Annotated in this window: 23 protein-coding genes; 13 read left to right on the top strand and 10 right to left on the bottom strand. The window is 69.1% G+C overall.

Features of this window, described 5'->3' with window-relative positions; translation table 11 throughout:
- The first annotated feature begins 12 nt into the window (after positions 1-12).
- The 3 genes from DIS04_RS11385 to DIS04_RS11375 all read left to right on the top strand — a co-directional run bounded on the left by DIS04_RS11385 (position 13) and on the right by DIS04_RS11375 (position 3,693).
- Positions 13-558 (top strand): hypothetical protein, encoded by a 546-nt coding sequence (locus DIS04_RS11385; RefSeq protein WP_111413899.1) that lies wholly within the window; start codon positions 13-15, stop codon positions 556-558.
- Between the two features lie 130 nt (positions 559-688).
- Positions 689-2,533, top strand: coding sequence for a dihydroxy-acid dehydratase (gene ilvD / locus DIS04_RS11380; RefSeq protein ID WP_111413898.1), 1,845 nt, complete (start codon positions 689-691; stop codon positions 2,531-2,533).
- A gap of 74 nt (positions 2,534-2,607) precedes the next feature.
- Positions 2,608-3,693 (top strand): oxidoreductase, encoded by a 1,086-nt coding sequence (locus DIS04_RS11375; RefSeq protein WP_111413897.1) that lies wholly within the window; start codon positions 2,608-2,610, stop codon positions 3,691-3,693.
- A gap of 18 nt (positions 3,694-3,711) precedes the next feature.
- Here the strand turns inward: DIS04_RS11375 and nudE are convergent, their stop codons facing one another.
- Positions 3,712-4,299, bottom strand: a complete 588-nt coding sequence (gene nudE, locus DIS04_RS11370; protein ID WP_111413896.1) for an ADP compounds hydrolase NudE — start codon at positions 4,297-4,299, stop codon at positions 3,712-3,714.
- Between the two features lie 115 nt (positions 4,300-4,414).
- On the opposite strand from nudE, the gene yrfG reads away from it, so the two are divergent.
- From yrfG to msrB, 5 genes are all read left to right on the top strand, one after another.
- On the top strand, positions 4,415-5,128 hold the full coding sequence (gene yrfG, locus DIS04_RS11365) for a GMP/IMP nucleotidase (RefSeq protein WP_111413895.1): 714 nt from the start codon (positions 4,415-4,417) through the stop codon (positions 5,126-5,128).
- The gene (locus DIS04_RS11360) at positions 5,121-5,507 is read left to right on the top strand and encodes an RNA-binding S4 domain-containing protein (RefSeq protein WP_111413894.1); all 387 of its coding nucleotides are present in this window, start codon (positions 5,121-5,123) and stop codon (positions 5,505-5,507) included. Before yrfG ends, DIS04_RS11360 begins: the two co-directional genes overlap by 8 nt.
- Before the next feature lie 49 nt (positions 5,508-5,556).
- Positions 5,557-6,432: an Hsp33 family molecular chaperone HslO gene (gene hslO, locus DIS04_RS11355; protein ID WP_111413893.1), complete on the top strand. Its 876-nt coding sequence runs from the start codon at positions 5,557-5,559 to the stop codon at positions 6,430-6,432.
- Between the two features lie 315 nt (positions 6,433-6,747).
- On the top strand, positions 6,748-8,304 hold the full coding sequence (locus tag DIS04_RS11350; protein ID WP_111413892.1) for a phosphoenolpyruvate carboxykinase: 1,557 nt from the start codon (positions 6,748-6,750) through the stop codon (positions 8,302-8,304).
- Between the two features lie 110 nt (positions 8,305-8,414).
- A complete protein-coding gene (gene msrB / locus DIS04_RS11345; RefSeq protein ID WP_111413891.1) occupies positions 8,415-8,918 on the top strand; it encodes a peptide-methionine (R)-S-oxide reductase MsrB in 504 nt (167 codons plus the stop codon).
- Here the strand turns inward: msrB and DIS04_RS11340 are convergent.
- Positions 8,911-9,762, bottom strand: coding sequence for a LysR substrate-binding domain-containing protein (locus tag DIS04_RS11340; protein WP_111414042.1), 852 nt, complete (start codon positions 9,760-9,762; stop codon positions 8,911-8,913). The genes msrB and DIS04_RS11340 overlap by 8 nt on opposite strands.
- Positions 9,763-9,979: 217 nt before the next feature.
- On the opposite strand from DIS04_RS11340, the gene DIS04_RS20770 reads away from it, so the two are divergent.
- The 5 genes from DIS04_RS20770 to DIS04_RS11315 all read left to right on the top strand — a co-directional run bounded on the left by DIS04_RS20770 (position 9,980) and on the right by DIS04_RS11315 (position 15,697).
- The gene (locus DIS04_RS20770; protein WP_245904547.1) at positions 9,980-10,126 is read left to right on the top strand and encodes a DUF1127 domain-containing protein; all 147 of its coding nucleotides are present in this window, start codon (positions 9,980-9,982) and stop codon (positions 10,124-10,126) included.
- 71 nt (positions 10,127-10,197) lie between these two features.
- A complete protein-coding gene (locus DIS04_RS11330) occupies positions 10,198-12,564 on the top strand; it encodes a Tex family protein (RefSeq protein ID WP_111413889.1) in 2,367 nt (788 codons plus the stop codon).
- A gap of 159 nt (positions 12,565-12,723) precedes the next feature.
- Entirely contained in the window at positions 12,724-14,301 is a 1,578-nt protein-coding gene (gene gshA, locus DIS04_RS11325; RefSeq protein ID WP_111413888.1) for a glutamate--cysteine ligase, read from the top strand.
- Complete coding sequence (locus tag DIS04_RS11320; protein WP_111413887.1) at positions 14,298-14,822, top strand: disulfide bond formation protein B; 525 nt, start codon at positions 14,298-14,300, stop codon at positions 14,820-14,822. Before gshA ends, DIS04_RS11320 begins: the two co-directional genes overlap by 4 nt.
- Before the next feature lie 23 nt (positions 14,823-14,845).
- The gene (locus DIS04_RS11315; RefSeq protein ID WP_111413886.1) at positions 14,846-15,697 is read left to right on the top strand and encodes an alpha/beta hydrolase; all 852 of its coding nucleotides are present in this window, start codon (positions 14,846-14,848) and stop codon (positions 15,695-15,697) included.
- A 13-nt stretch (positions 15,698-15,710) separates the two neighbouring features.
- On the opposite strand, the gene DIS04_RS11310 is transcribed toward DIS04_RS11315, so the two are convergent.
- From DIS04_RS11310 to DIS04_RS11275, 8 genes are all read right to left on the bottom strand, one after another.
- Positions 15,711-16,127 (bottom strand): RidA family protein, encoded by a 417-nt coding sequence (locus DIS04_RS11310; RefSeq protein ID WP_111413885.1) that lies wholly within the window; start codon positions 16,125-16,127, stop codon positions 15,711-15,713.
- 4 nt (positions 16,128-16,131) lie between these two features.
- Positions 16,132-16,545 (bottom strand): acyl-CoA thioesterase, encoded by a 414-nt coding sequence (locus tag DIS04_RS11305; RefSeq protein ID WP_111413884.1) that lies wholly within the window; start codon positions 16,543-16,545, stop codon positions 16,132-16,134.
- Between the two features lie 12 nt (positions 16,546-16,557).
- On the bottom strand, positions 16,558-17,238 hold the full coding sequence (locus DIS04_RS11300) for an ABC transporter ATP-binding protein (protein ID WP_111413883.1): 681 nt from the start codon (positions 17,236-17,238) through the stop codon (positions 16,558-16,560).
- Positions 17,232-17,984, bottom strand: coding sequence for an ABC transporter ATP-binding protein (locus DIS04_RS11295; RefSeq protein ID WP_111413882.1), 753 nt, complete (start codon positions 17,982-17,984; stop codon positions 17,232-17,234). Before DIS04_RS11295 ends, DIS04_RS11300 begins: the two co-directional genes overlap by 7 nt.
- Entirely contained in the window at positions 17,977-19,023 is a 1,047-nt protein-coding gene (locus DIS04_RS11290; RefSeq protein ID WP_111413881.1) for a branched-chain amino acid ABC transporter permease, read from the bottom strand. Before DIS04_RS11290 ends, DIS04_RS11295 begins: the two co-directional genes overlap by 8 nt.
- Positions 19,016-19,930 carry a branched-chain amino acid ABC transporter permease gene (locus DIS04_RS11285; protein WP_111413880.1) on the bottom strand — a complete coding sequence of 305 codons (915 nt, stop codon included), beginning with the start codon at positions 19,928-19,930 and terminating at the stop codon, positions 19,016-19,018. The genes DIS04_RS11290 and DIS04_RS11285 overlap by 8 nt, the downstream gene beginning before the upstream one ends.
- A 63-nt stretch (positions 19,931-19,993) precedes the next feature.
- Positions 19,994-21,136, bottom strand: coding sequence for an ABC transporter substrate-binding protein (locus DIS04_RS11280; protein WP_111413879.1), 1,143 nt, complete (start codon positions 21,134-21,136; stop codon positions 19,994-19,996).
- Positions 21,137-21,222: 86 nt separating this feature from the next.
- Positions 21,223-22,863: a benzoate-CoA ligase family protein gene (locus tag DIS04_RS11275; protein WP_111413878.1), complete on the bottom strand. Its 1,641-nt coding sequence runs from the start codon at positions 22,861-22,863 to the stop codon at positions 21,223-21,225.
- Between the last annotated feature and the right edge of the window lies 1 nt (position 22,864).

Below are 22,864 nucleotides of genomic sequence, written 5' to 3'. Positions count from 1 at the left end.
GAGGAGAACGGAATGATCGTTGCCACGCTGGGACCCGAGGGCAGCAACCACCTGCTGGTGCTGCGCCGCTATCTCGACGCTCGCGGACCCGCCGGGGCCGAGATCAGGCCGTTCGCCGACTTCCCGGCGGCATTCGCGGCGCTGGTGGCCGGGGAGGTGGATCGGGTGCTGCAGTGCACGGCCCACTTCAGCCACGCCGACTGCGTGGGGCGCTACATGCATCGTGCCTTTCCGGTGGACGTCTTCGTCGCCGGCAGCCATCCGCTGGCCCTGCTGGCGCGACGCGGGGTCGACTCGCCGCGGCGGGTGGCGCGCCAGCCGGCGACCCGCTACTACACCGACCTCTCGGGCTTCGAGGAGGAGATCGATGCCGCCACCACCGTCGCGGTGGCCGAGGGGCTGCTGGCGGGACGCTTCGAGGCGGGCATCTGTGCCCTCGAGGTGCTCGAGCAGCATCCGCGAGAGCTGCGCCTGATCGAGGCGCTGGGGCCGGCGCTGGACGTCTGGGTGCTCTATGGCACCGAGCCGCTCCCCGCCGGCAGCCCGTTGGTGCTGTGATCGGCTTACTAGCCTGGCAGCCAGCCGCATGACAGAATCAACGGTTCATCTGGACACCGAGACCGTCGCTGCCCAAGGCGGCCCGAGACGGCGCGAATCGTATCGCGCAGCAGCGCAGAAAGAGGACATCATGCCCGAATATCGCTCCCGTACCACCACCGCCGGCCGCAACATGGCCGGCGCCCGCGCCCTGTGGCGTGCCACCGGCATGAAGGACGAGGATTTCCACAAGCCGATCGTCGCCGTGGCCAACTCCTTTACCCAGTTCGTGCCCGGCCACGTCCACCTCAAGGACATGGGCCAGCTGGTGGCACGGGAGATCGAGAAGGCCGGCGGGGTGGCCAAGGAGTTCAACACCATCGCCGTGGACGACGGCATCGCCATGGGCCACGACGGCATGCTCTACTCGCTGCCGAGCCGCGACATCATCGCCGACAGCGTCGAGTACATGGTCAACGCCCACTGTGCCGACGCCCTGGTGTGCATCTCCAACTGCGACAAGATCACCCCGGGCATGCTGATGGCCGCCATGCGCCTCAACATCCCGGTGATCTTCGTCTCCGGCGGACCGATGGAGGCCGGCAAGACCAAGTTGCTCGACCACGGCCTCGACCTGGTCGACGCCATGGTCATGGCCGCCGACGACTCGGTGGACGACGAGACCCTGGCCGAGGTCGAGCGCAGCGCCTGCCCCACCTGCGGCAGCTGCTCCGGCATGTTCACCGCCAACTCGATGAACTGCCTGACCGAGGCGCTGGGCCTGGCACTGCCGGGCAACGGCACGGTGCTGGCCACCCACGCCGACCGCCGCCGCCTGTTTGAGACCGCAGGAAGCCGCATCGTCGAGCTGGCCAAGCGCTACTACGAGGGCGACGAGGCGCACCTGCTGCCGCGCGCCATCGGCTCCAAGGCGGCGTTCAAGAACGCCATGACCCTGGACATCGCCATGGGCGGTTCCACCAACACCATCCTGCACCTGCTGGCCGCCGCCCAGGAGGCGGAGATCGACTTCACCATGGCCGATATCGATCGGCTGTCGCGAGAGGTGCCGCAGCTGTGCAAGGTGGCCCCCAACACCCAGAAGTACCACATCGAGGACGTGCATCGTGCCGGCGGCATCATGGCGATCCTCGGCGAGCTCGACCGCGCCGGCGTGCTCGACACCCGCGTGCCCACCGTCTATGGCGACACCCTCAAGGCGGCGCTGGACGAGTGGGACATCATGCGCAACCCCACGCCCGAGGTGGTGGAGTTCTTCAAGGCGGGCCCCGGCGGCGTTCCTACCCAGACGGCGTTCTCCCAGAGCGCACGCTGGCCGAGCCTCGACGGCGACCGCGCGGGCGGCTGCATCCGTGACCTCGAGCACGCCTTCTCGCAGGAGGGTGGCCTCGCGGTGCTCTACGGCAACATCGCCGTGGACGGCTGCGTGGTCAAGACCGCCGGTGTCGACGACGCCATCCTGGTCTTCGAGGGGCCGGCCCACGTGGTCGAGTCCCAGGACCAGGCAGTGGAGCACATCCTCGCGGGCGAGGTGAAGGAGGGCGAGGTCGTCGTCATCCGCTACGAGGGGCCCAAGGGCGGGCCGGGCATGCAGGAGATGCTCTACCCGACCTCGTACCTGAAGTCGAAGGGCCTGGGCAAGGCGTGTGCGCTGCTCACCGACGGGCGCTTCTCCGGTGGCACATCCGGCCTCTCCATCGGCCACGTCTCGCCCGAGGCGGCGGCGGGCGGGGCCATCGGCCTGGTGCGCTCCGGCGACGTCATTCGCATCGACATTCCCAACCGCCGTATCGACGTCAAGCTCTCCGATGGCGAGCTGGCGTCACGCCGCGAGGCGGAAGAGGCGCGCGGCAGCCAGGCCTGGAAACCCCGCATCCAGCGCCTGCGCAAGGTCTCGGCGGCGCTCAAGGCCTATGCCCTGCTGGCGACATCCGCCGACAAGGGCGCGGTGCGCGACCTCTCCAAGCTCGACTGACGCGATCGACGAACCGGGCCCAGGCCCGGTTCGTCGTTGCGGGCCTTTTCCATGCAGCAGTAAGGAACCACGACATGCGCAAGCAGACCTTCGGTGTCGGCCTGATCGGTTTCGGCACTGCCGGCCGTATCTTCCACGCCCCGCTGATCCAGGCCACGCCTGGGCTGGAACTGCTGGCCGTGGTCAGCAGCTCGCCCGAGCGGGTGCATGACGCCCTGCCCGAGGTCGAGGTGCTTCCCAAGGCCGCAGCGCTGTTCGCCCGGCCCGATATCGACCTGGTGGTCATCGCCAGCCCCAACGCGACCCACTTCCCGCTGGCCAAGGCGGCACTCGCCGCCGGCAAGCATCTGGTGGTCGACAAGCCCTTCACCGTGTCGCTGTCCGAGGCACGGCTGCTCAAGGCCGAGGCCGACAAGGCCGAATGCCGGGTCAGCGTCTTTCACAACCGTCGCTGGGACTGCGATTTCCGTACCCTGCAGGCGCTGGTCGAGGAGGGCGGCGTGGGGCGGCCCGTCTCGCTCGAGCTGCGCTTCGACCGTTTCCGGCCGGCCGTGGCCGATCGCTGGCGCGAGCAGCACAAGCCGGGCAGCGGCATCTGGTACGACCTGGGGTCGCACCTGCTCGACCAGGCCCGCACGCTGTTCGGCATGCCGCGGGCGATCCTGCTCGACCTGATGGCGGCGCGCGACGGCGCCGAGGTCGATGACGAGTTCCACGCGCTGCTCGAATACGACGCGCTGCGGGTCACCCTGCGAGCCAGCTCGCTGGTCGCGGAGGCGACGCCGCAGCAGGCCCTGCACGGCACCCGAGGCAGCTTCGTCAAGTATGGCCGCGACCCGCAGGAGAACTGGCTGAGAGAGGGGCGTACCCCCTCGCGGGACTGGGGCGTGGACCCGCGTCCCGGTCAGCTGACGCTGGCCGAAGGCGACGACGGCCGGCTGGTCACCCGTGAGTACCCGGGGCTTCCCGGCGACTACCTGGCGTACTATGCGGGAGTCGTCGAGGCGCTCGCGAACGGCGCAGCGGTGCCGGTCAGCGTGGAGGAGGGGATCGAGGTCATGAGCCTGCTGGAGGCCGGGCTGGACAGCTATCGCCAGAGCCGCTGGATCCGTCTCAAGGAGGGCAACGGCAACCTGCGACAGCTGCATCGCCACGGCTGAGCACGTGTGGCGGCACGGCTACCAGCTCAGCGGGGCTTCCTTGCCGCGGCGTTCGCGCAGGGTGTCGCGGGCGATGAACAGCGCGGCGATGGCCCGTGCCTCGTGGAAGTCGTCGCGCATCAACAGTGCCGGCAGCTCCTCGAGGGCGTGGGTCTCGACCACCAGCGGCTCGGGTTCGTCCCCGGGCAGGCGCTTGGGGTAGAGCTCGGTGGCGAGCAGCACCTGCATGCGGTGGCGCATGTAGTTGGGCGCCAGCGACAGTTCCACCAGCGGCTCGATGCGCCGGGCACCGTAGCCGCACTCCTCCATCAGCTCCCGGTTGGCCGCGCTGACGATGTCCTCGCCGGGATCCACCAGTCCCTTGGGCAGGGTCAGCACATAGTCCTCGAAGCCCGCGGCGTACTCGCGGATCAGCAGCACGTGGTCCGGGTCGGGCATGGCGATGATCATCACCGCGCCCTGGTCGCTGCCGGTCAGGCGCTCGAAGGTGCGTTCGGCACCGTTGGCGAAGCGCAGCTCCAGCGCCTCGATGTGGAACAGGCGGCTTCTGGCCACGGACTGACGCGCCAGCACCTGGGGTTTCTGCAAGATCTTCTTCTCGGCCATGGAAGCTCCGTTTCGTGCGGGCGGGCGTCGGCATGGGCGTGCCGGGAATGCGCCGCCGGTATCCATTGAGTACAATACCACGCCTGCCACCGCTCAGATGCCACCGGGAGTCGCCATGATCGACTGGCGCGCCATCGATACCGTCCTGCTGGACATGGACGGCACACTGCTCGACCTGCACTTCGACAGCCATTTCTGGCTGGAGCACCTGCCGCGGCGCTACGTCGAGCTGCATCGCCTCGACGAGGCCACCCAAGAGCAGATTCGTGCGCGCATCCTGCGCGAGCGGGGCACCCTCAACTGGTACAGCCTGGCCTACTGGAGCCGTGAGCTGGGCGTCGACATCGTGGCCCTCAAGCGCGAGATCCAGCACCTGATCGGCCTGCGCAGCGACGCGCTGGATTTCCTCAAGTGGCTCCGCAAGGCCCACCCCCGGGTGGTACTGGCGACCAACGCCGACCGCGAGAGCCTCGAGCTCAAGCTGCCGCTCACCGGCCTCGAGGCCTACCTGGATGCCATCGTCTCCTCGGCCGACCTCGGCGTGCCCAAGGAGGCCCAGGCGTTCTGGTTCGCGCTGCAGGAGGTCGAGCCCTTCGACCCGGCACGGACCCTGTTCATCGACGACAACCCCGAGGTGCTGGAGAGCGCCCGGGAGTTCGGCATCCGACATCTGCTCGGCATCAAGCAGCCCGACAGCACGCGGCCCGAGAAGGAGCTCGAGGAGTTCATCGCCCTGGACCGCTTCGCCACGATCCTGCCCCAGCAGCTACCCTCGGAGGTACGCAGCGACAGCGGAGTGCACGGCGAGGAGGGAGGCGAGATTGGATAGCGTACGACTCGACAAGTGGCTGTGGGCGGCGCGCTTCTTCAAGACCCGCGGGCTGGCCAAGAAGGCCATCGAAGGCGGCAAGGTCCACTACAACGGGGCGCGCGCCAAGACCAGCAAGAACGTCGAGGTGGGGGCGCTGATCCGGGTGCCCCAGGGCTGGGACGTATGGGAGGTGGAGGTGGTGGCCCTCTCCGACCAGCGTCGCGGTGCCCCGCAGGCCCGCGAACTCTACCGCGAGACGGCCGAGAGCGCCGAGCGCCGGGCGCGCGAGGCCGAGGGTCGGCGCCTGACCCAGCAGGCCATGCAGCATCCGCTCAAGCGGCCCGACAAGAAGCAGCGTCGCGAGATCCAGCGCTTCCAGCGCCAGCAAGACGAGTGAGCGATGCCGCCTCTCGGCCCACCCTGAACGACCTCTTCCGGAATCGATCATGACCGACCAGATCCAGCGTTTCCTCTTCGACCGCACCAACGTGCGGGGCGAGATCGTCACCCTCGAGCGCGCCTACGCCGACGTGCTCGACCGCCACGGCTATCCCGCGGCCGTCAATCGCCTGCTGGGAGAGCTGCTGGCCGCCGTGGCGCTGCTCACCGATACCGTCAAGCTCGACGGTATCCTCAGCATCGAGGTGCGTGGCCAGGGCGCGCTGTCGCTGCTGATGGCCGAATCCAACCCGGGCGGCGAGCTGCGCGCCATCGCCCGCGTGGCGGAGGATGCCACGCTGCCCGCCGGGGAGGCGGGCTTTCGCGAGCTGGTCGGCGACGGCCACATCGTGATTACCCTCGACCCGCGCGAGGGCAATCGCTACCAGGGCATCGTGGCGCTCGACCACGACAGCCTGGCCGGCTGCCTCGAGGCCTACTTCTCGCAGTCGGAGCAACTGCCCACGCGGCTGTGGCTGCGCGCCGACGCGCGGCGTGCCGGCGGGCTGCTGCTGCAGCGGCTGCCGGACGCGTCGCAGAACCAGGACGACGATGCCTGGGAGCGCACCGTCCAGCTGGCCAGGACGCTGACCACCGAGGAACTGCTGGGGCTCGACCAGCGCGAGCTGCTGCAGCGGCTATATCACGAGGAGACGGTGCGGGTCTTCGAGCCCAAGCCGCTGCGCTTCGGCTGCACCTGCTCGCGGCAACGCATCGGCGATGCCCTGCTGACGCTGGGGGGCGACGAACTGCGCGAGGTGCTGGCCGAGCAGGGCGAGATCGAGACCCAGTGCCATTTCTGTCATACCCACTATCGCTTCTCCCGGCGCGAAATCGAGGCGCTGCTCGACAGCCAGGACGGAACGCCCCCCACGCTGCACTGAGGCCGGCACCCGCGGGAGCGCACGAGGCGCCCCGGGGGGGGGGCTCGTGCGTGTGCCTGGAATTGCTGCAATGCACAAGTCCGATCAACGTCAACCTGCGGCGATATGCCTCGATGTAGTAGTAAAACTACAAGAACTTCGGTCAAAGTTAACGTTTCCTGGCGGCCCCCTTTTTGCCATAATGGCGCCGCCTCAAGGCCGATCGCCTGACGACAAGACGGCATTCATCCGCACACGGACGATCGGAAATGCAACGCAACGGCGTACGACGCCTGGCACACGAGAGAGAACCGGCCGCAAGGCCCAGGAAACGACATGACCACATCCCAAGCCGCTCCTCAAGCACACGTCAATCTCAGCAGCGCCGAACTCATCGAGCGTGCCGTGGCACGCGGAGAAGGCCATCTGGCCGCGAACGGCGCCCTGGTGGTGAACACCGGCCAGCGCACCGGCCGCTCGCCCACGGATCGCTTCATCGTCGACGAGCCCTCCACCAGCGGCGATATCGACTGGGGCAGCGTCAACCGTCCCTTCGATGCCGGCAAGTTCGATGCCCTCTGGGCGCGTGTCGAGGACTACCTGGCCAGCGGCGAGCGCTTCGTTTCCGAACTCCACGTGGGCAGCGACCCGACCCACTACCTGCCGGTGCGGGTGACCACCGAGACGGCCTGGCACAACCTGTTCGGCCGCACCATGTTCGTGCGCCCCGAGGGCTACAACCCCTCGGTCAAGCAGGAGTGGACCATCCTCAATGCGCCGTTCTTCGAATGCGACCCGGATCGCGACGGCACCCACTCCGACGGCTGCGTGATCCTCAACTTCGCCCAGCAGAAGGTGCTGATCGCCGGCATGCGCTACGCCGGGGAGATGAAGAAGGCGATGTTCTCGGTACAGAACTTCCTCCTGCCGGCCTCCGACGTGCTGCCCATGCACTGCAGCGCCAACGTCGGCGAGGATGGCGAGACCGCGCTGTTCTTCGGTCTCTCCGGCACCGGCAAGACCACCCTCTCGGCCGACCCGGCGCGCTACCTGATCGGTGACGACGAGCACGGCTGGGGCCCCGGCACCGTGTTCAACATCGAGGGCGGCTGCTACGCCAAGTGCATCGACCTCTCCGAGAAGAACGAGCCGGTGATCTGGAATGCCATCAAGTTCGGCACCGTGCTGGAGAACGTGGTGCTCGACGACCGCCGCGAGCCCGACTACACCGACGACAGCCTGACCCAGAACTCGCGTGCCGCCTATCCGCTGGAGCACGTCGACAAGCGGGTGCCGGAGAACCGTGCCGGCGAGCCCAACGCCATCATCTTCCTGACCTGCGACATGTCCGGCGTGCTGCCCCCGGTGTCGGTGCTGTCCAAGGAAGCGGCCGCCTATCACTTCCTCTCCGGCTACACCGCCAAGGTGGGCTCCACCGAGATGGGCTCCTCCGAAGGCCTCTCGGCGACCTTCTCGACCTGCTTCGGGGCGCCGTTCTTCCCGCGTCCGGCGCGGGTCTACGCCGACCTGCTGATCAAGCGCGTCGAGGCCAAGGACGCCCAGGTCTACCTGGTCAATACCGGCTGGACCGGCGGCGCCTACGGCGAGGGCGGCTCGCGCTTCTCTATCCCCACCACCCGCGCCATCATCAGCGCCATCCAGTCCGGCGTGCTGCGCGAGATCGAGACCCGGCGCATCGAGGGGCTCAACCTGGACGTGCCGGTATCGGTGCCGGGCGTCGACTCCCGGCTGCTCGACCCGCGCGAGACCTGGGAGGACAAGGCCGCCTACGACCGCAAGCGCAGCGACCTGGCGGCCAAGTTCGTCGACAACTTCAAGAAGTTCGACGGCGTCAGCGAGGCCATCGTCAAGGCCGGGCCCAGCCTGACCTGAGGTGAACCCGCGGTTGCCGCGGCGGTCTGAACGGGGAAGGGGCGCAAGCCTCTTCCCCGTTCTCATTGTGGGCCTGGCATGTCGGTTGACTGACCAGGAGGGAGGGTCCAATGAAACGACGTCTTTTCCTGGGGCTGCTGGGTGTCGGCGGGGCGGCGGGGCTCGTGCCCGGCGTCGGTTGGGGATTCCCGCGACTGTCGCTGGAAGCGGCGCCGGGTCTCGAGCGCCTCGAGCTGTCACGCGACGAGTGGCGCGAGCGCCTCACGCCCGAGCAGTTCGAGATCTTGCGCGATCACGGCACCGAGCCACCGTTCTCGAGCCCCCTGGACGAGGAGACCCGCGATGGCGAGTACCACTGTGCCGGCTGCGACCTGCCGCTGTTCGACAGCGCCATGAAGTACGACTCCGGCACCGGCTGGCCGAGCTTCTTCGATCACATCGAGGGGCATCTGCTCAGCCAGCTCGACTTCAGCCTGGTCTGGCCGCGGCGCGAGTATCACTGCGCCCGCTGCGGCGGCCATCAGGGCCATGTCTTCAGCGACGGCCCCGAGCCCACCGGCCTGCGCTGGTGCAATAACGGCCTGGCGCTGACCTTCGTGCCGGCGGCTACCTGAACCCCTCCACGATATGCTGGGCCAGGCCGTCCACCGCGGGAGACGTGGCTTCGGGCGAGCGCAGCAGCACGATGGAACCGTCCGGCAGCGGGGGGAAGCCATCCGCTTCGCCAAGCACGCGCATGCCCGGTGTGACCAGGCTCTTCATCAGCGCCGAGACGGCGAGCCCGGCGCCCACTACCGCCTGCAGGGTGGCCAGGCTGGGGCTCGAATAGGCAATGCGGTACGGACGCCCGGCACGGGTCAGGGCGTTGCAGGCGTGTTGACGACAGAAGCAGGGTTCCTCGAACAGTGCCAGGGGCAGCGGCGACTGGCGATGAATGGCATGGCTTTCCGCCACCACCCACACGGTCTCCTCGCGGCGCAGGATGGTGCCGATCTCTTGGCCGACCTGGCGGGTCACGATGCTGAGGTCGAGGCTGCCCTGCTGACGACCGAGCAGTTCGGAGGAGGGGGCGCACTGCACCTCGACGTCGACCAGCGGCCAGGTCTGTGAGAAGGACTTGAGAATGCCGGGCAGGAAGCGCATGACGAAGTCGTCGGGAACACCGATGCGTACCCTGCCCACCATCTCCGGCTCACGCAGCAGGTTCAGCGCCTCTCCCTGCAGGTCGAGGATCCGGCGAGCATAGCCGAGCAGCGTGGTGCCTTCGCTGGTCAGGTGCATCTGGCGCCCCTGGCGCTCGAACAGCGGGCGCTGGATCACGTCCTCCTCGAGGCGCTTGATCTGCATGCTGACCGCCGACTGGGTGCGATTGACCGCCTGGGCCGCGCGGGTGAAACCGCCATGGTCGACGATGGCGACGAAGGTGCGCAGCAGCTCATGATCGATGGTATGCAGCATGGTCGATTCCATCATGGTTGGTGATGCTTGTTATAAGAAGTATTCGTTGGATTGATTCTAGCGTCCCGTCGAGACTTTCTCCATTGCCGACATGACCTGGAGGAAGTGTGCCATGAGAGCCCCCGCTACTTGCTGCGACTCGTCATCCTGTGCTGCGCCTGAAGGCGGCCGGCGAGCCTGGCTGTCCACCTCGCTGCCTTGGACCTGGATACGTCGCGTGAAGCATCTGCTGCAGCTGCGCCGCGAGCGCGCCCAACTGCATGAACTCAGCGACAGACAGCTGCGCGATATCGGTTTGACCCGCCAGCAGGCGGTTCGCGAGGCGCGCCGCCACTTCTGGGACGACGTCGGCTGGCGACGCTGATCGCGGCGGCGACGGCGTGGCGTTTGTGGTACCTTGGCGCGATCTTTCGTTGTCGCACTACCAAGGAAGCCATGGACGCCACGACCCGGATCATTTCCCGCCTCGCCGAGGAACTCGGCGTTCGCCCGCAGCAGGTCGCCGCCACCGTGGAGCTGCTCGACGGCGGCGCCACCGTGCCCTTCATCGCCCGCTACCGCAAGGAGGTCACCGGTGGGCTCGACGACACCCAGCTGCGCAGCCTCGACGAACGCCTGCGTTACCTGCGCGAGCTGGAGGAGCGGCGCGTGGCCGTGCTCGCCGCCATCGACGAGCAGGGCAAGCTGACGCCGGAGCTCGAAGGCCAGGTCCAGGCCGCCGACACCAAGCAGCGCCTGGAAGACCTTTACCTGCCCTACAAGAAGAAGCGCCGCACCAAGGCTCAGATCGCCCGCGAGGCGGGCCTCGAGCCGCTGGCCGAGGCGCTGCTGGCCGATCCCGCCCTCGACCCCGACACCGAGGCGGCCAAGTACCTGCGGCCCGCCGAGGGCGACATCCCGGCCGTCGAGGACGCCAAGGCGGCGCTGGACGGCGCGCGCCAGATCCTGATGGAGCGCTTCGCCGAGGACCCCGAACTGGTCGGCGCGCTGCGCGAGCGGCTGTGGAACGAGGGTGAGCTCAGCGCCCGGGTGCTTGCCGGCAAGGAGCGCGAGGGCGCCAAGTTCTCCGACTACTTCGAGCACGACGAGGCGCTGGCCAAGACGCCGTCGCACCGCGCGCTGGCGATGTTCCGCGGCCGCAACGAGGGCGTGCTGACCCTGGCCATCCGCCTGCCCGGCGAGGACGAGGCGCCGATCCATCCGGCCCAGGTGGCCATCGCCAGGCACTTCGACATCCGCGACGAGGGCCGCGCCGCCGACAGGTGGCTGGCCGACGTGGTGCGCTGGACCTGGCGGGTCAAGCTCTACACCCATCTCGAGACCGAACTGATGGGGCGACTGCGCGAACGTGCCGAGCTCGACGCCATCGAGGTCTTCGCCGCCAACCTCAAGGACCTGCTGCTGGCCGCCCCGGCGGGGCAGAAGGCCACGCTGGCCATCGACCCGGGCCTGCGCACCGGCTGCAAGGTGGCGGTGGTGGACGCCACCGGCCAGTTCCTCGAGCATGCCACGATCTTCCCCCATGCGCCGCGCAACGCCTGGAACGAGTCCCTGGCGCAGCTGGCCAGGCTGGTGGAGAAGCACGACGTGGCGCTGGTGGCCGTCGGCAACGGCACCGCCAGCCGCGAGACCGACAAGCTGGCCGGCGAGCTGGTCAAGGCCTTCGCCGGACGAAGAGCGCTCTCCAAGGTGATGGTCAGCGAGGCCGGCGCCTCGGTCTACTCCGCCTCGGAGTACGCCTCCCGGGAGCTGCCCGACCTCGACGTCACCATCCGCGGCGCGGTCTCCATCGCCCGGCGCCTGCAGGATCCGCTGGCCGAGCTGGTCAAGATCGAGCCCAAGTCCATCGGCGTGGGCCAGTACCAGCACGACGTCTCGCAGCTGCAGCTGTCGAAGAGCCTGGAGGCGGTGATCGAGGATTGCGTCAACGCGGTGGGGGTCGACCTCAACACCGCCTCGAGTGCGCTGCTGTCGCGCGTGGCCGGGCTCAACCCGGCGCTGGCCGAGGCCATCGTCGCGCGGCGCAACGCCGAGGGCGCCTTCACCAGCCGCCAGCAGCTGCTGGACGTCAGCCGCCTGGGTCCCAAGACCTTCGAGCAGTGCGCCGGCTTCCTGCGCATCATGAACGGCGACAACCCGCTCGACGGCAGCGCCGTGCATCCCGAGGCCTATCCGGTGGTGGAGCGCATCGCCAGCCGCAGCGGCCGCCCGGTGGCGAGCCTGATCGGCGACAGCGCCACGCTCAAGGCGGTCAAGCCGGCCGAGTTCGCCGACGAGCGCTTCGGCGTGCCGACCATCAGCGACATTCTCAAGGAGCTCGACAAGCCGGGCCGCGACCCGCGCCCCGAGTTCAAGGCCGCCGAGTTCCGCGAGGGCGTGGAGACGCTCAAGGATCTGGCGCCGGGCATGATCCTCGAGGGCAGCGTGACCAACGTCACCCACTTCGGCGCCTTCGTCGACATCGGCGTGCACCAGGACGGCCTGGTGCACATCTCGGCGCTCTCCGACAAGTTCGTCGAGGATCCGCGCTCGGTGGTCAAGGCCGGCGACATCGTCAAGGTCAAGGTGATGAGCGTGGATCTCGAGCGCGCGCGCATCGGGCTCTCCATGCGGCTCGACGACCAGCCGGGCGAGGCCGAGGGCGGCAGGAGCCGCGGCAAGTCGTCGCGCGACGCCGGCGGCGAACGGCGCGGCGGGCAGGGCAAGGCCCAGCGCAAGGGCGCCCCTCGCGAGCAGTCTCAGCCCGGCCAGATGGGGGCGCTCGGAGCCGCCCTGCTGGCGGCGAAGAAGAGCAAATCTTGATCCCGGAGCGGCTCTCGCCATACTCTCGACACAAACCGCATGACCGGCCGCCACGGGCGGCCGGCACGCATCGACCGGGAGGCCCGTCGACGGCCTTCGAGACATGGGGTCCACGCCTTGTCTGATTCATACTCTGCCACCGTTTCGCATTTCGCCGGGATGGCGGCCCAGGGGCGCTTCGGGCGCCTTCGCCGCGGCCTCGAGAAGGAGGGGCTGCGCGTCGACCGCCGGGGGCGGATCGCCGCCACGCCGCATCCGTACGCGCTGGGCTCGAAGCTGACCCACCCGCACATCACCACCGACTACTCCGAGGCGCTGCTGGAGTACATCACGCCGGTCTACTGCCGCCCCGGCGACGCCGTCGACTTCCTCGCCGACCTCCATCGCTTCAGCTACCGCCACCTGGGCGACGAGCTGATCTGGCCGGCCAGCATGCCGGCCAGGCTCGACGGCAACGACAGCGTGACCATCGCCGACTACGGCCGCTCCAACGTCGGCACCATGAAGCACGTCTATCGCAAGGGACTGGACGTGCGCTATGGCCGGATCATGCAGTCCATCGCCGGGATCCACTACAACGTCTCGCTGCCGGACGACCTGTGGGAGCGGCTGCGCGAGCGCGACGCTGCCGACGACATGTCGCTCGACGACTACCGCTCCAGCCGCTACTTCGGCCTGATCCGCAACTTCCGCCGCCACAGCTGGCTGCTGCTCTACCTGTTCGGCGCCTCGCCGGCACTGGACCGCAGCTTTCTGCCGGATGGCACCATCCCCGACAAGCTGCACGCACACGGTCGCGATACCCTGGTCTCGCCCTACGCCACCAGCCTGCGCATGTCCGACCTCGGCTACCAGAACAAGGTGCAGGAGCAGCTCAAGATCTGCTTCAACTCGCTCTCCAACTACGTCGGCACCCTGCGCCACGCCATTTCCACGCCCTGGCCCGCCTACGAGGCGCTGGGGGTCAGGAACGGGCGCGACTGGCAGCAGCTCAACGCCAACATCCTGCAGATCGAGAACGAGTACTACAGCGACATCCGGCCCAAGCGCGTCACCCGCCACAACGAGACGCCGAGCCAGGCGCTCGAGGCGCGCGGCGTCGAGTACATCGAGGTGCGCTGCCTCGACCTCGACCCCTTCCTGACGCTGGGCATCGACGAGAGGCGCCTGCGCTTCATCGATACCTTCCTGATGTGGTGCCTGCTCGCCGAGAGCCCCTGGATCCCCGACGAAGAGTGTGACCGGCTGGACGACAACCGGCGCCTGGTCGTCGAGCGCGGTCGCGACCCGGCGCTGAGGCTGTTGCAGGACGGCCGGCGCCGCTCGGTGGCCGACTGGGGCGGCGAGATCTTCGCCGAACTCGACCGCGCCGCCGCAGTGCTCGATGCGCTGGAGCAGGGCAGCCCCCACGCCGATGCCGTGGCGGCGTTCACGCCGTGGCTCGCCGATCCGGCACTGACGCCCTCCGGCCGCCTGCTCGCCCGGCTGGAGTCCAGCGGCGAGGAGTTCGTCGAGGCCACTCTGAGCCTGGCCGAGGAGCATGCCGAGCGGCTGCGCCGCGAACCCGTCGACCCGGCACGGCAGGCGACCTTCGAGCAGATGGTCGGCACTTCGCACCAGCAGCAGCGCGACATCGAGGCCGCCGATACCCAGCGCTTCGACGAGTTCCTCGAGCACTATTTCGCCAGCGCCCGCGAGCCCCGTGTGGTCATGGCCGGTCAGGGGGGCGTGCGATGAGCGCAGCGGGACTTCGGCGCCTTTCCGTGCGCCAGTGGAGCCTGGCCGGGTTGGCCTTCTCTGTCCTCATGATGCTGGTCGCCCTGGGGCTGGAGCATATCGGCGGGCTCGAGCCCTGCCCGCTGTGCATCTTCCAGCGCGTGGCGGTGCTCGCCGCCGCCGCAGTCTTCCTCGTCGCCGCGATCCACAACCCGCGGGGGCGGCTGGGGCCGGTGGTCTACGGCGGGCTGTCGCTGACGGCGGTGGGGGTCGGCATCGGCGTCGCCGCGCGCCACCTGTGGCTGCAGTCGCTGCCGCCCGACCAGGTGCCGAGCTGCGGCCCCGGGCTCGACTACATGATGGACATCCTGCCGATGCGCGACGTGGTCGCCACGGTGCTCTCAGGCTCCGGCGAGTGCGCCGAGATCGACTTCCTGCTGCTCGGCATCTCGCTGCCCGGCTGGACCCTGATCGGCTTCATCGTGCTGGCGCTGGCCCCGCTGGGGATCCTGTACCGCGCCGTGCGCGGGCTGAGGCCCTGAGCCTGCCGACGAGAGGAGGAAGCATGCTCTACCGCGACTTCGCCAGCCAGGAAGCGATCGACCGCGAGTACGACCCCATGCGCGGTCGCGACCCGGGCGGCCTGATCGCCGGCTGGCAGGCGCGCAGCGAGGCGGTGCGCGAGCGCCACCGGGTATCCCTGGATGTCGCCTACGGGCCCACGCTCGCCGAGCGCCTGGACCTCTACCACGCCGAGGACGAGGGGGCGCCGCTGCACGTCTTCTTCCACGGCGGCTACTGGCGTTCGCTGGGGCATCGGGAGTTCGGCTTCGTCGCCGAGGGACTGGTGGAGGCGGGCATCAGCGTCGCAGTGGTCAACTATGCGCTGTGCCCCACGGTGACCTTCGGCGAAGTGGTGCGCCAGGCCCGTGCCGCGCTGGCCTGGCTGCATGCCCGGGGGGAAACGTTGGGCGTCGACACGACGCGGCCGAGCGTCTCCGGGCATTCGGCCGGCGGTCATCTCTGCGCCATGCTGCTGGCCACCGACTGGCCGGGCGTGTACGGCCTGCCCGACGAACTGGTCCGCGGCGCGCTATGCGTCAGCGGGCTCTACGACCTGCGCCCCTTCCCCTGGTCGTGGCTGCAGCCCAAGCTGCAGCTCACCGGGCGCGACGTCGCCGACTACAGCCCGCTGTTTCAGCCTTGCCGGGTACCCGCGGCGGTGCAGCTGGTGGCGGGCGGCGAGGAGTCGGTCGAGTTCGCGCGCCAGATGCAGGCCCACGCCGAGCACCTCGAGGCCCAGGGCGCGGCGGTCAGCCATGAGCTCATGCCCGGCGACGACCACTTCTCGATCCTCGATCACTACGCGCCGGGCGGTCGCTTCGTTGCGCGTATCGCCGCCTTCCACGGCCGCTGAGCTCGATCGCCCTCTACCGGGCCTCGGGGAGTACCGCCGTGGCCTCGATTTCCACCTTCGCCCGGTCCTCGATCAGGTCGGCCACCTGCACCATGGTCATGGCCGGGAAGTGCTTGCCCATCACCTCGCGGTAGGCGGCGCCCACCTCCTTCAGCCGCGCCAGGTACTCGCGCTTGTCGGTGACGTACCAGGTCAGCCGTACCACATGCTCGGGTCCGGCGCCGGCCTCCCTCAGGACCTCGACGATGTTGGCCAGCGCCTGGTGCACCTGGGCGGCGAAGTCGTCGCTCTCGAAGACCTGGTCGCCGTTCCAGCCGATCTGGCCGCCGACGAAGATCGTGCGGCCGGAGGCGAGCACGCCGTTGGCGTAGCCCACGGCGGCCTTCCAGTGGGAGGGGTGGAGCAGCTCGTGCAGGGTGGCGTCGTTCATCGGATTATCCTTGTTGGCAGTCCTTGGCGAAATGGGCGCGCATGGCCTCTGGCCAGGGCAGGGGGCGACCGCTCCCCAGGTCGACGAAGACCAGGGTCGAGTCGCTGGTCAGGCGCGGGTCGCCGCCGCAGTGGACCTCGGTGCGCAGGGTCAGGCTGGTGCGGCCGACGTCGCGCAGCGTCAGCTCGAAGGTGAGCGTCTCGCCCAGCCGGCTGGGGGCATGGAAATCGGTCTCGATGTGTGCGGTGGGCACGCCGGTGCGCGTCTCCACGTGAAGGCGGTTGAAGTCGTGGCCCACCGACTCGGCGAAATAGTCCTCGACCACCGAGTTGAGCATCTCGTAGTAGCGCGGGTAGAAGACGATGCCCGCCGGGTCGCAGTGCTGGAAGCGCACCTTGCGCTGGGTGATGAATGGCATGGCGGCTTCCTCTTATACGCCCAGGTAGCGGTCGCGGGTGGCATCGTCGAGTGTGCCGGGCTCGCCGGACCAGACCGTGCGCCCCTTCTCGAGAATGACGCAGCGGTCGGCCAGCGGCAGCAGCTCGGCGAGCGACTTGTCGACGATCAGCGTGGACTGCCCCTGCGCCTTGAGCGTGCGGATGGCGGCCCAGATCTCCTGGCGGATCACCGGCGCCAGGCCCTCGGTGGCCTCGTCGAGCACCAGCAGGCGGGGGTTGGTCATCAGCGCCCGGCCGATGGCGAGCATCTGCTGCTCGCCGCCCGAGAGGGTGCGGGCCAGCTGGCGGCGGCGTTCCGCCAGCCGCGGGAAGAGGGCCTCGACGCGCGCCAGGGTCCAGTGGCCGGGGCGCGCGGTGACCATCAGGTTCTCGCGCACGGTGAGATTGGGGAAACAGCGCCGCCCCTCGGGTACCAGCCCGAGGCCGGCCTGGGCGATGCGGTACGACGGCAGGCGCCGCAGGTCGTGGGCGTCGAAGGTGATGCTGCCGCTGCGCGCCGGGGTGAGGCCGAAGATCGAGCGGATGGTGGTGGTCTTGCCCATGCCGTTGCGCCCCATCAGCGCCACCATCTCGCCCGACCGGACGCTGAGGTCGACGCCGAACAGCGCCTGGGAGGGGCCGTAGAAGGTCTCGATCGCGGTGACGTTCAGCATGTCGTCTCCCCCAGGTAGGCTTCGCGGACCTGCGGATTGGCACGGATCGTCGCGCTGTCGCCGTGGGCGATCACGGCCCCGTCCACCAGCACCGAGATGCGATCGGCGAGCCGGAACACGGCGTCCATGTCGTGCTCGATCAGCAGGATCGGCACCTCCCGCTTGAGCGCCTCGAGCAGCTCGGTGAGGCGCGCCGACCCCTCGGGGCCCAGCCCGGCCATGGGCTCGTCTAGCAGCAGCACGCGCGGCTTGAGCGCCAGGGCACAGGCCACCTCGACCTGGCGCCGCTCGCCGTGGGAGAGCTCGGCCACGGCGGTGTCGGCGCGGTGTGCCAGGGCCATGCGCTCGAGTGCCGCCATGGCCGGGGCCAGCAGGCTCTCGTCGCGGTGCACCGGCTTCCAGAAGCGGAAGCTGTGCCCCTGCAGCGCCTGCACGGCGATCATCACGTTGCGCTTCACCGACAGCGGTTCGGCCAGCGACGAGATCTGGAAGCTGCGGCCCAGCCCCAGTCGAGCACGCTGGGCCACGCTGAGCGAGGTGATCTCCTGGCCGGCCAGCACGATGCTGCCGGTGTCGGGCCTGAGGCTGCCGGCGATCTGGCCGATCAGGGTCGACTTGCCGGCGCCGTTGGGGCCGATCAGCGCGTGGATCTCGCCCGGGCGCAGGTCGAGCGACACGTCGCGGGTCGCCTGCAGGGCGCCGAAGCGCTTGTTGAGGTGGGCAAGGCTCAGCACGACGTCACTCATGGCGTTCCCTCCCGGCCAGCCAGCCCATCACGCCGTGCTTGGCGAACAGCACCACGAACAGCAGCACCAGGCCGAGGAACAGCTTCCAGTACTCGGTCAGCCCGCCCAGCAGGGTCTCCATCATCACGAACAGGATGGCCCCGGCCAGCGGCCCGTAGAGCCGCCCCACGCCGCCGAGGATGACGATCACCATCAGCTCCCCCGACATGTGCCAGCTCAGCATGGTGGGGCTGACGAAGCCGTTGAGGTCGGCGTAGAGCGCCCCGGCAAGCCCCGTGATCATCGCCGAGATGACGAAGGCGACCAGGCGAACGGGGTAGGGCGCGATGCCGGCGGTGGCGAGCCGGGTGTCGTTGAGCCGGGCCATGGTCAGGGCGGCGCCGAAGCGCGACTTCATGATCCGCGAGGTGAGGGCGAGCGACAGCACGAGACCGGCGAAGCAGATCAGGAAGAAGGTCAGGGCGTCGTTGGTGTCGACCCACGGCAGCGAGTTGCGCAGGTAGATCGGCAGGCCGTCCTCGCCGCCGTAGGTGGGCCAGGAGTTGGCGAAGTAGTACATCATCTGGGCGAAGGCCAGGGTGATCATGATGAAGTAGACCCCGGTGGTGCGCAGCGAGATGGCGCCGATGACCAGCGCCAGCAGGCCGCACAGCACGAGCGCCGCGAGCCAGATCGCCAGCATGCTGTCGCTGCCGGGGATGGCAATGGGCCAGGCGATCACCGGGGTGAAGTCGAAGGCGTGATAGGCGCTGATGCCGGCCACGTAGCCGCCCAGGCCGAAATAGGCGGCGTGGCCGAAGCTCACCATGCCGCCGTAGCCGATGGCCAGGTTGAGGCCCACCGCGGCCATGGCGACCAGGGTGACCCGCGAGGCCAGGTTGACGTAGTAGACGTGGCCCAGCAGGTGGGCGGCCAGCGGCGCCAGCAGCAGCAGCGCCAGCAGGCCGATCTGCACCAGCCCCTTGCGGTCGTGCCAGCTGGCCGCGGGCGTCGGCAGCCCCGGCTGCGGGGCGAGGGTCGGGGTGTCGGGCTTATTCATTGGCGGCAAACAGTCCCTTGGGTTTGAAGGCCAGGATCACGGCCATCAGGATGTAGATCAGCATCGCGGCAATCGCCGCGCCGACGCCCGCCGCCTCCGAGGAGGGCATGAACTGGCGGAAGAACAGCGGCAGGAAGACCCGCCCCAGGGTGTCGACCACGCCGACCAGGATGGCGCCGTAGAGGGCCCCCTTGATCGAGCCGATGCCGCCGATCACGATCACCACGAAGGCGAGGATCAGCACCGGCTCGCCCATGCCCACCTGCACCGACTGCAGGGCGCCGACCAGGGCCCCGGCCAGGCCGGCCAGCGCTGCGCCCATGGCGAACACCAGGGTGTAGAGCCGGGCGATGTCGACGCCCAGCGCGCCGATCATCTCGCGGTCGCTCTCGCCGGCGCGGATGCGCATGCCGAGCCGCGTGCGCGAGATCAGGAAGTACATGCCCACCGCCACGGCCACGCCCACGGCGATGATCACCAGGCGGAAGAGCGGGTAGCGCAGGCCACCGGGGAGGGTCACCGAACCGGCCAGTAGCGCCGGCGGGTTGAGCCACAGCGGCGAGGAGCCGAACAGCCAGCGGGTGCCTTCGGAGAAGATCAGGATCAGGGCGAAGGTGGCCAGCACCTGGTCGAGGTGCGGCCGGTGGTAGAGCCGGCGGATCACGATCAGCTCGACCAGGGCGCCGACCGCGGCGGCCGCGGCGATGCCGGCGGCGAGGCCGACCAGGAAGGAGCCGGTGGCGGCGGTGGCCAGCGCCGTGGCATAGGCACCGACCATGTAGAAGGAGCCGTGGGCCAGGTTGATCAGGCCCATCACGCCGAACACCAGGGTCAGGCCGCTGGCCATCAGGAACAGCATGGTGCCGAGCTGAAGGCCGTTGAAGAGCTGTTCGATGAAGAGCGTCATGTCATGGATAACCGTCGCGCGTTGCAGTAGCGCCGCCGGGCCGCATGGCCCGGCGGCGAGGCGTCACATCTCGCACTGGGTGTGGTAGACGTCCTGGATGTCCTCCACGGCGATGCCGACCAGGCGGTTGGTGGGCTGGCCGTCGTCGCCCTCGACCACTTCGCGGACGTAGATGTCCTGGATCGGGTGGTGGTTGGGGCCGAAGCGGAACTCGCCGCGCACCGAGTCGAAGTCAGCCTCGCGCAGCGCCTCGCGGAAGGCGTCCTGGTCGTCCGGGTGGGTCTTCTCCAGCGCGCTGAGGATCAGGTTGGCGGTATCGTAGCCCTGGGCCGCGTAGAGCGTCGGCATACGGTCGTAGGTCTCGCGGAAGGCCTCGACGAAGGCGTGGTTGGCCTCGTTGTCGAGGTCGTAGGCCCACAGCGAGGTGTTCATGGCGCCGATCGCCGCGCTGCCCACCGCCTTGATGATCGTCTCGTCGAAGGAGAAGGCGGCGCCGAACACGGGCATGTCGATGCCGGAGCTGTCCCACTGCTTCATGAACGAGATGCCCATGCCGCCGGGCAGGAAGAAGAACAGGCTGTCGGCGTCGCTGGCGCGGATCTGGGCGATCTCGGCGGCGTAGTCGGTCTGGCCCATCTGGGTGTAGATCTCGTCGACCACCTCGCCTTCGTAGAGGTGCTTGAAGCCGGCCAGGGCGTCGGTGCCGGCGGGGTAGTTGGGCGCCATGATGATCGGCTTCTCGAAGCCCTGCTCGCGCATGTAGGCGCCCATCGCGCCGTGCAGGTTGTCGTTCTGGTAGGCGGCGTTGAAGTAGTTCTCGTGGCACATGCGCCCGGCCAGGTCCGACGGCCCGGCGTTGGGCGAGATGTAGAAGGTGCCCTGGCGCACCGCCGCCGGCACCACCGCCATGGCCAGGTTGGAGAAGATGATGCCGGTGAGGATGTCGACCTCGTCGCGCTGCATGAATTCGTTGGCCAGGCTGCGCGCCAGGTCGGGGCGGTTGCCATCGTCCTGCACCAGCACCTCGATGTCGTCGCGGCCGGCGCGCTCGATGGCCAGCTGGAAGCCGTCGCGTACGTCCACGCCCAGGTGCGAGCCGCCCCCCGAAAGCGTGGTAATCATGCCGATCTTGACCTCCTGGGCCTGGGCCGCCGACAGGGTGGCGGTCATCAGCAGGCCGAGGCCAACGCTGGCTAGTCTCTTCATGGATGTACCCTCTTCGTTCTCGTTTGTTGTGGTCGTTGGCGCCGTGCCCGGCGCTGGTGCCGTTGCTGCCGTGTGATGCCCTGCTGTCAGCCCTTCCCGCCGTCAGGATAATGCTCCTGGCGCAGGCGGAAGCGCTGCACCTTGCCGGTCGCCGTCTTCGGCAGCGTCTCGACGAAGCGGACCGAACGCGGGTACTTGTAGGGCGCGATGCGCTGCTTGACGAAGGCCTGCAGCCGCTCGACACAGGCCGCGTCCGGCTCGACACCGGGAGACAGTACCACGAAGGCCTCGACGATCTGCCCACGCTCTCCATTCGGTGCGCCGATCACCGCGCACTCCGCCACCGCCTCGTGGGCCAGCAGGGCGGCCTCCACCTCGGGGCCGGCGATGTTGTAGCCGGACGAGACGATCATATCGTCATTGCGTGCGGCAAAGTGGAAGTAGCCCTCGTCGTCCTGGGTGAAGGCGTCGCCGGTCAGGTTCCAGCCCTGCTGCACGTAGCCGCGCTGGCGCGCGTCGGCCAGGTAGCGGCAGCCGGTGGGGCCGCGCACCGCCAGGCGGCCGATCTCGCCGCGCGGCAGCTCGTTCATCTCGGCATCGACGATCTTCGCCTCGTAGCCGGCTACCGGCTTGCCGGTACAGGCGGGGCGGTGGTCGTCGAGGCGGTTGGAGATGAAGATGTGCAGCATCTCGGTGGCGCCGATGCCGTCGAGGATCGGCGTGCCGGTCTTGGCGATCCAGTCGTGGTAGATCGGTGCCGGCAGCGTCTCGCCGGCCGACACCGCCACACGCAGGCTGTCGAGCTCCTGGCCGCTCTCCAGCGAGGCGAGCATGGTGCGATACGCGGTAGGGGCGGTGAACACGACGGTGGCGCGGTGCTCGCGGATGATCTCGAGCATGTTGGGCGGCGTGGCCTTCTCCAGCAGCACGGCGCTGGCGCCGAAGCGCAGCGGGAAGATGGCGAGGCCGCCGAGGCCGAAGGTGAAGGCCAGCGGCGGCGAGCCGACGAAGACGTCGTCCGGCGTCACCTGCAGCACCTCGCGGGCGTAGCCGTCGGCGATGATCAGCAGGTCGCGGTGGAAGTGCATGGTCGCCTTGGGCTTGCCGGTGGTGCCGGAGGTGAAGCCGAGCAGCGCCACGTCCTCGGCGGCGGTGGCCACCGCGGTGAAGTCGCTCGGCTTGTCCAGCGCCAGGCGGTCGAGCTCGGCGTCGTGGTTGGCGGTGCCGTCGAAGCCGACCACGCGTTTCAGGTAGGCGCTCTCCGCCGCGCATGCCTCGAGCTCCTCGAGCAGGCGGGTGTCGCACAGCGCCAGGCCGATCTCGGCCTTGTCGACGATCTGCGCCAGCTCGCCGGCGCGCAGCATCGGCATGGTGTTGACCACCACCGCGCCGGCCTTGGTGGCGGCGAGCCAGCAGGCCACCATGGCCGGGTTGTTGGCCGAGCGGATCAGTACCCGGTGGCCCGGGCGCACGCCGAGCTCGTCGACCAGCGCATGGGCCAGGCGGTTGGTCCACTCGGCCAGCTCGCGGTAGCTGCGCCGACGGCCGTTGCCGACCAGCGCCACGCGCTCGCCGTGGCCGCGCTCGACCCAGCGGTCGCAGAGCTCCACCGCAGCGTTGAGCCGCGCGGGATAGTCGAAGCCGTCGAGCTTGAACTCGGGCCACTCCTGCGCGGGCGGCAGGTTGTCCCGGGCGAAGGTATCGGCGTGGGCCGACGGTGCGTTCATG

Source organism: Billgrantia lactosivorans, assembly GCF_003254665.1.
Classification (GTDB): Bacteria; Pseudomonadota; Gammaproteobacteria; order Pseudomonadales; family Halomonadaceae; genus Halomonas; species Halomonas lactosivorans.
This window is presented reverse-complemented; position numbering and strand designations above follow the sequence as displayed.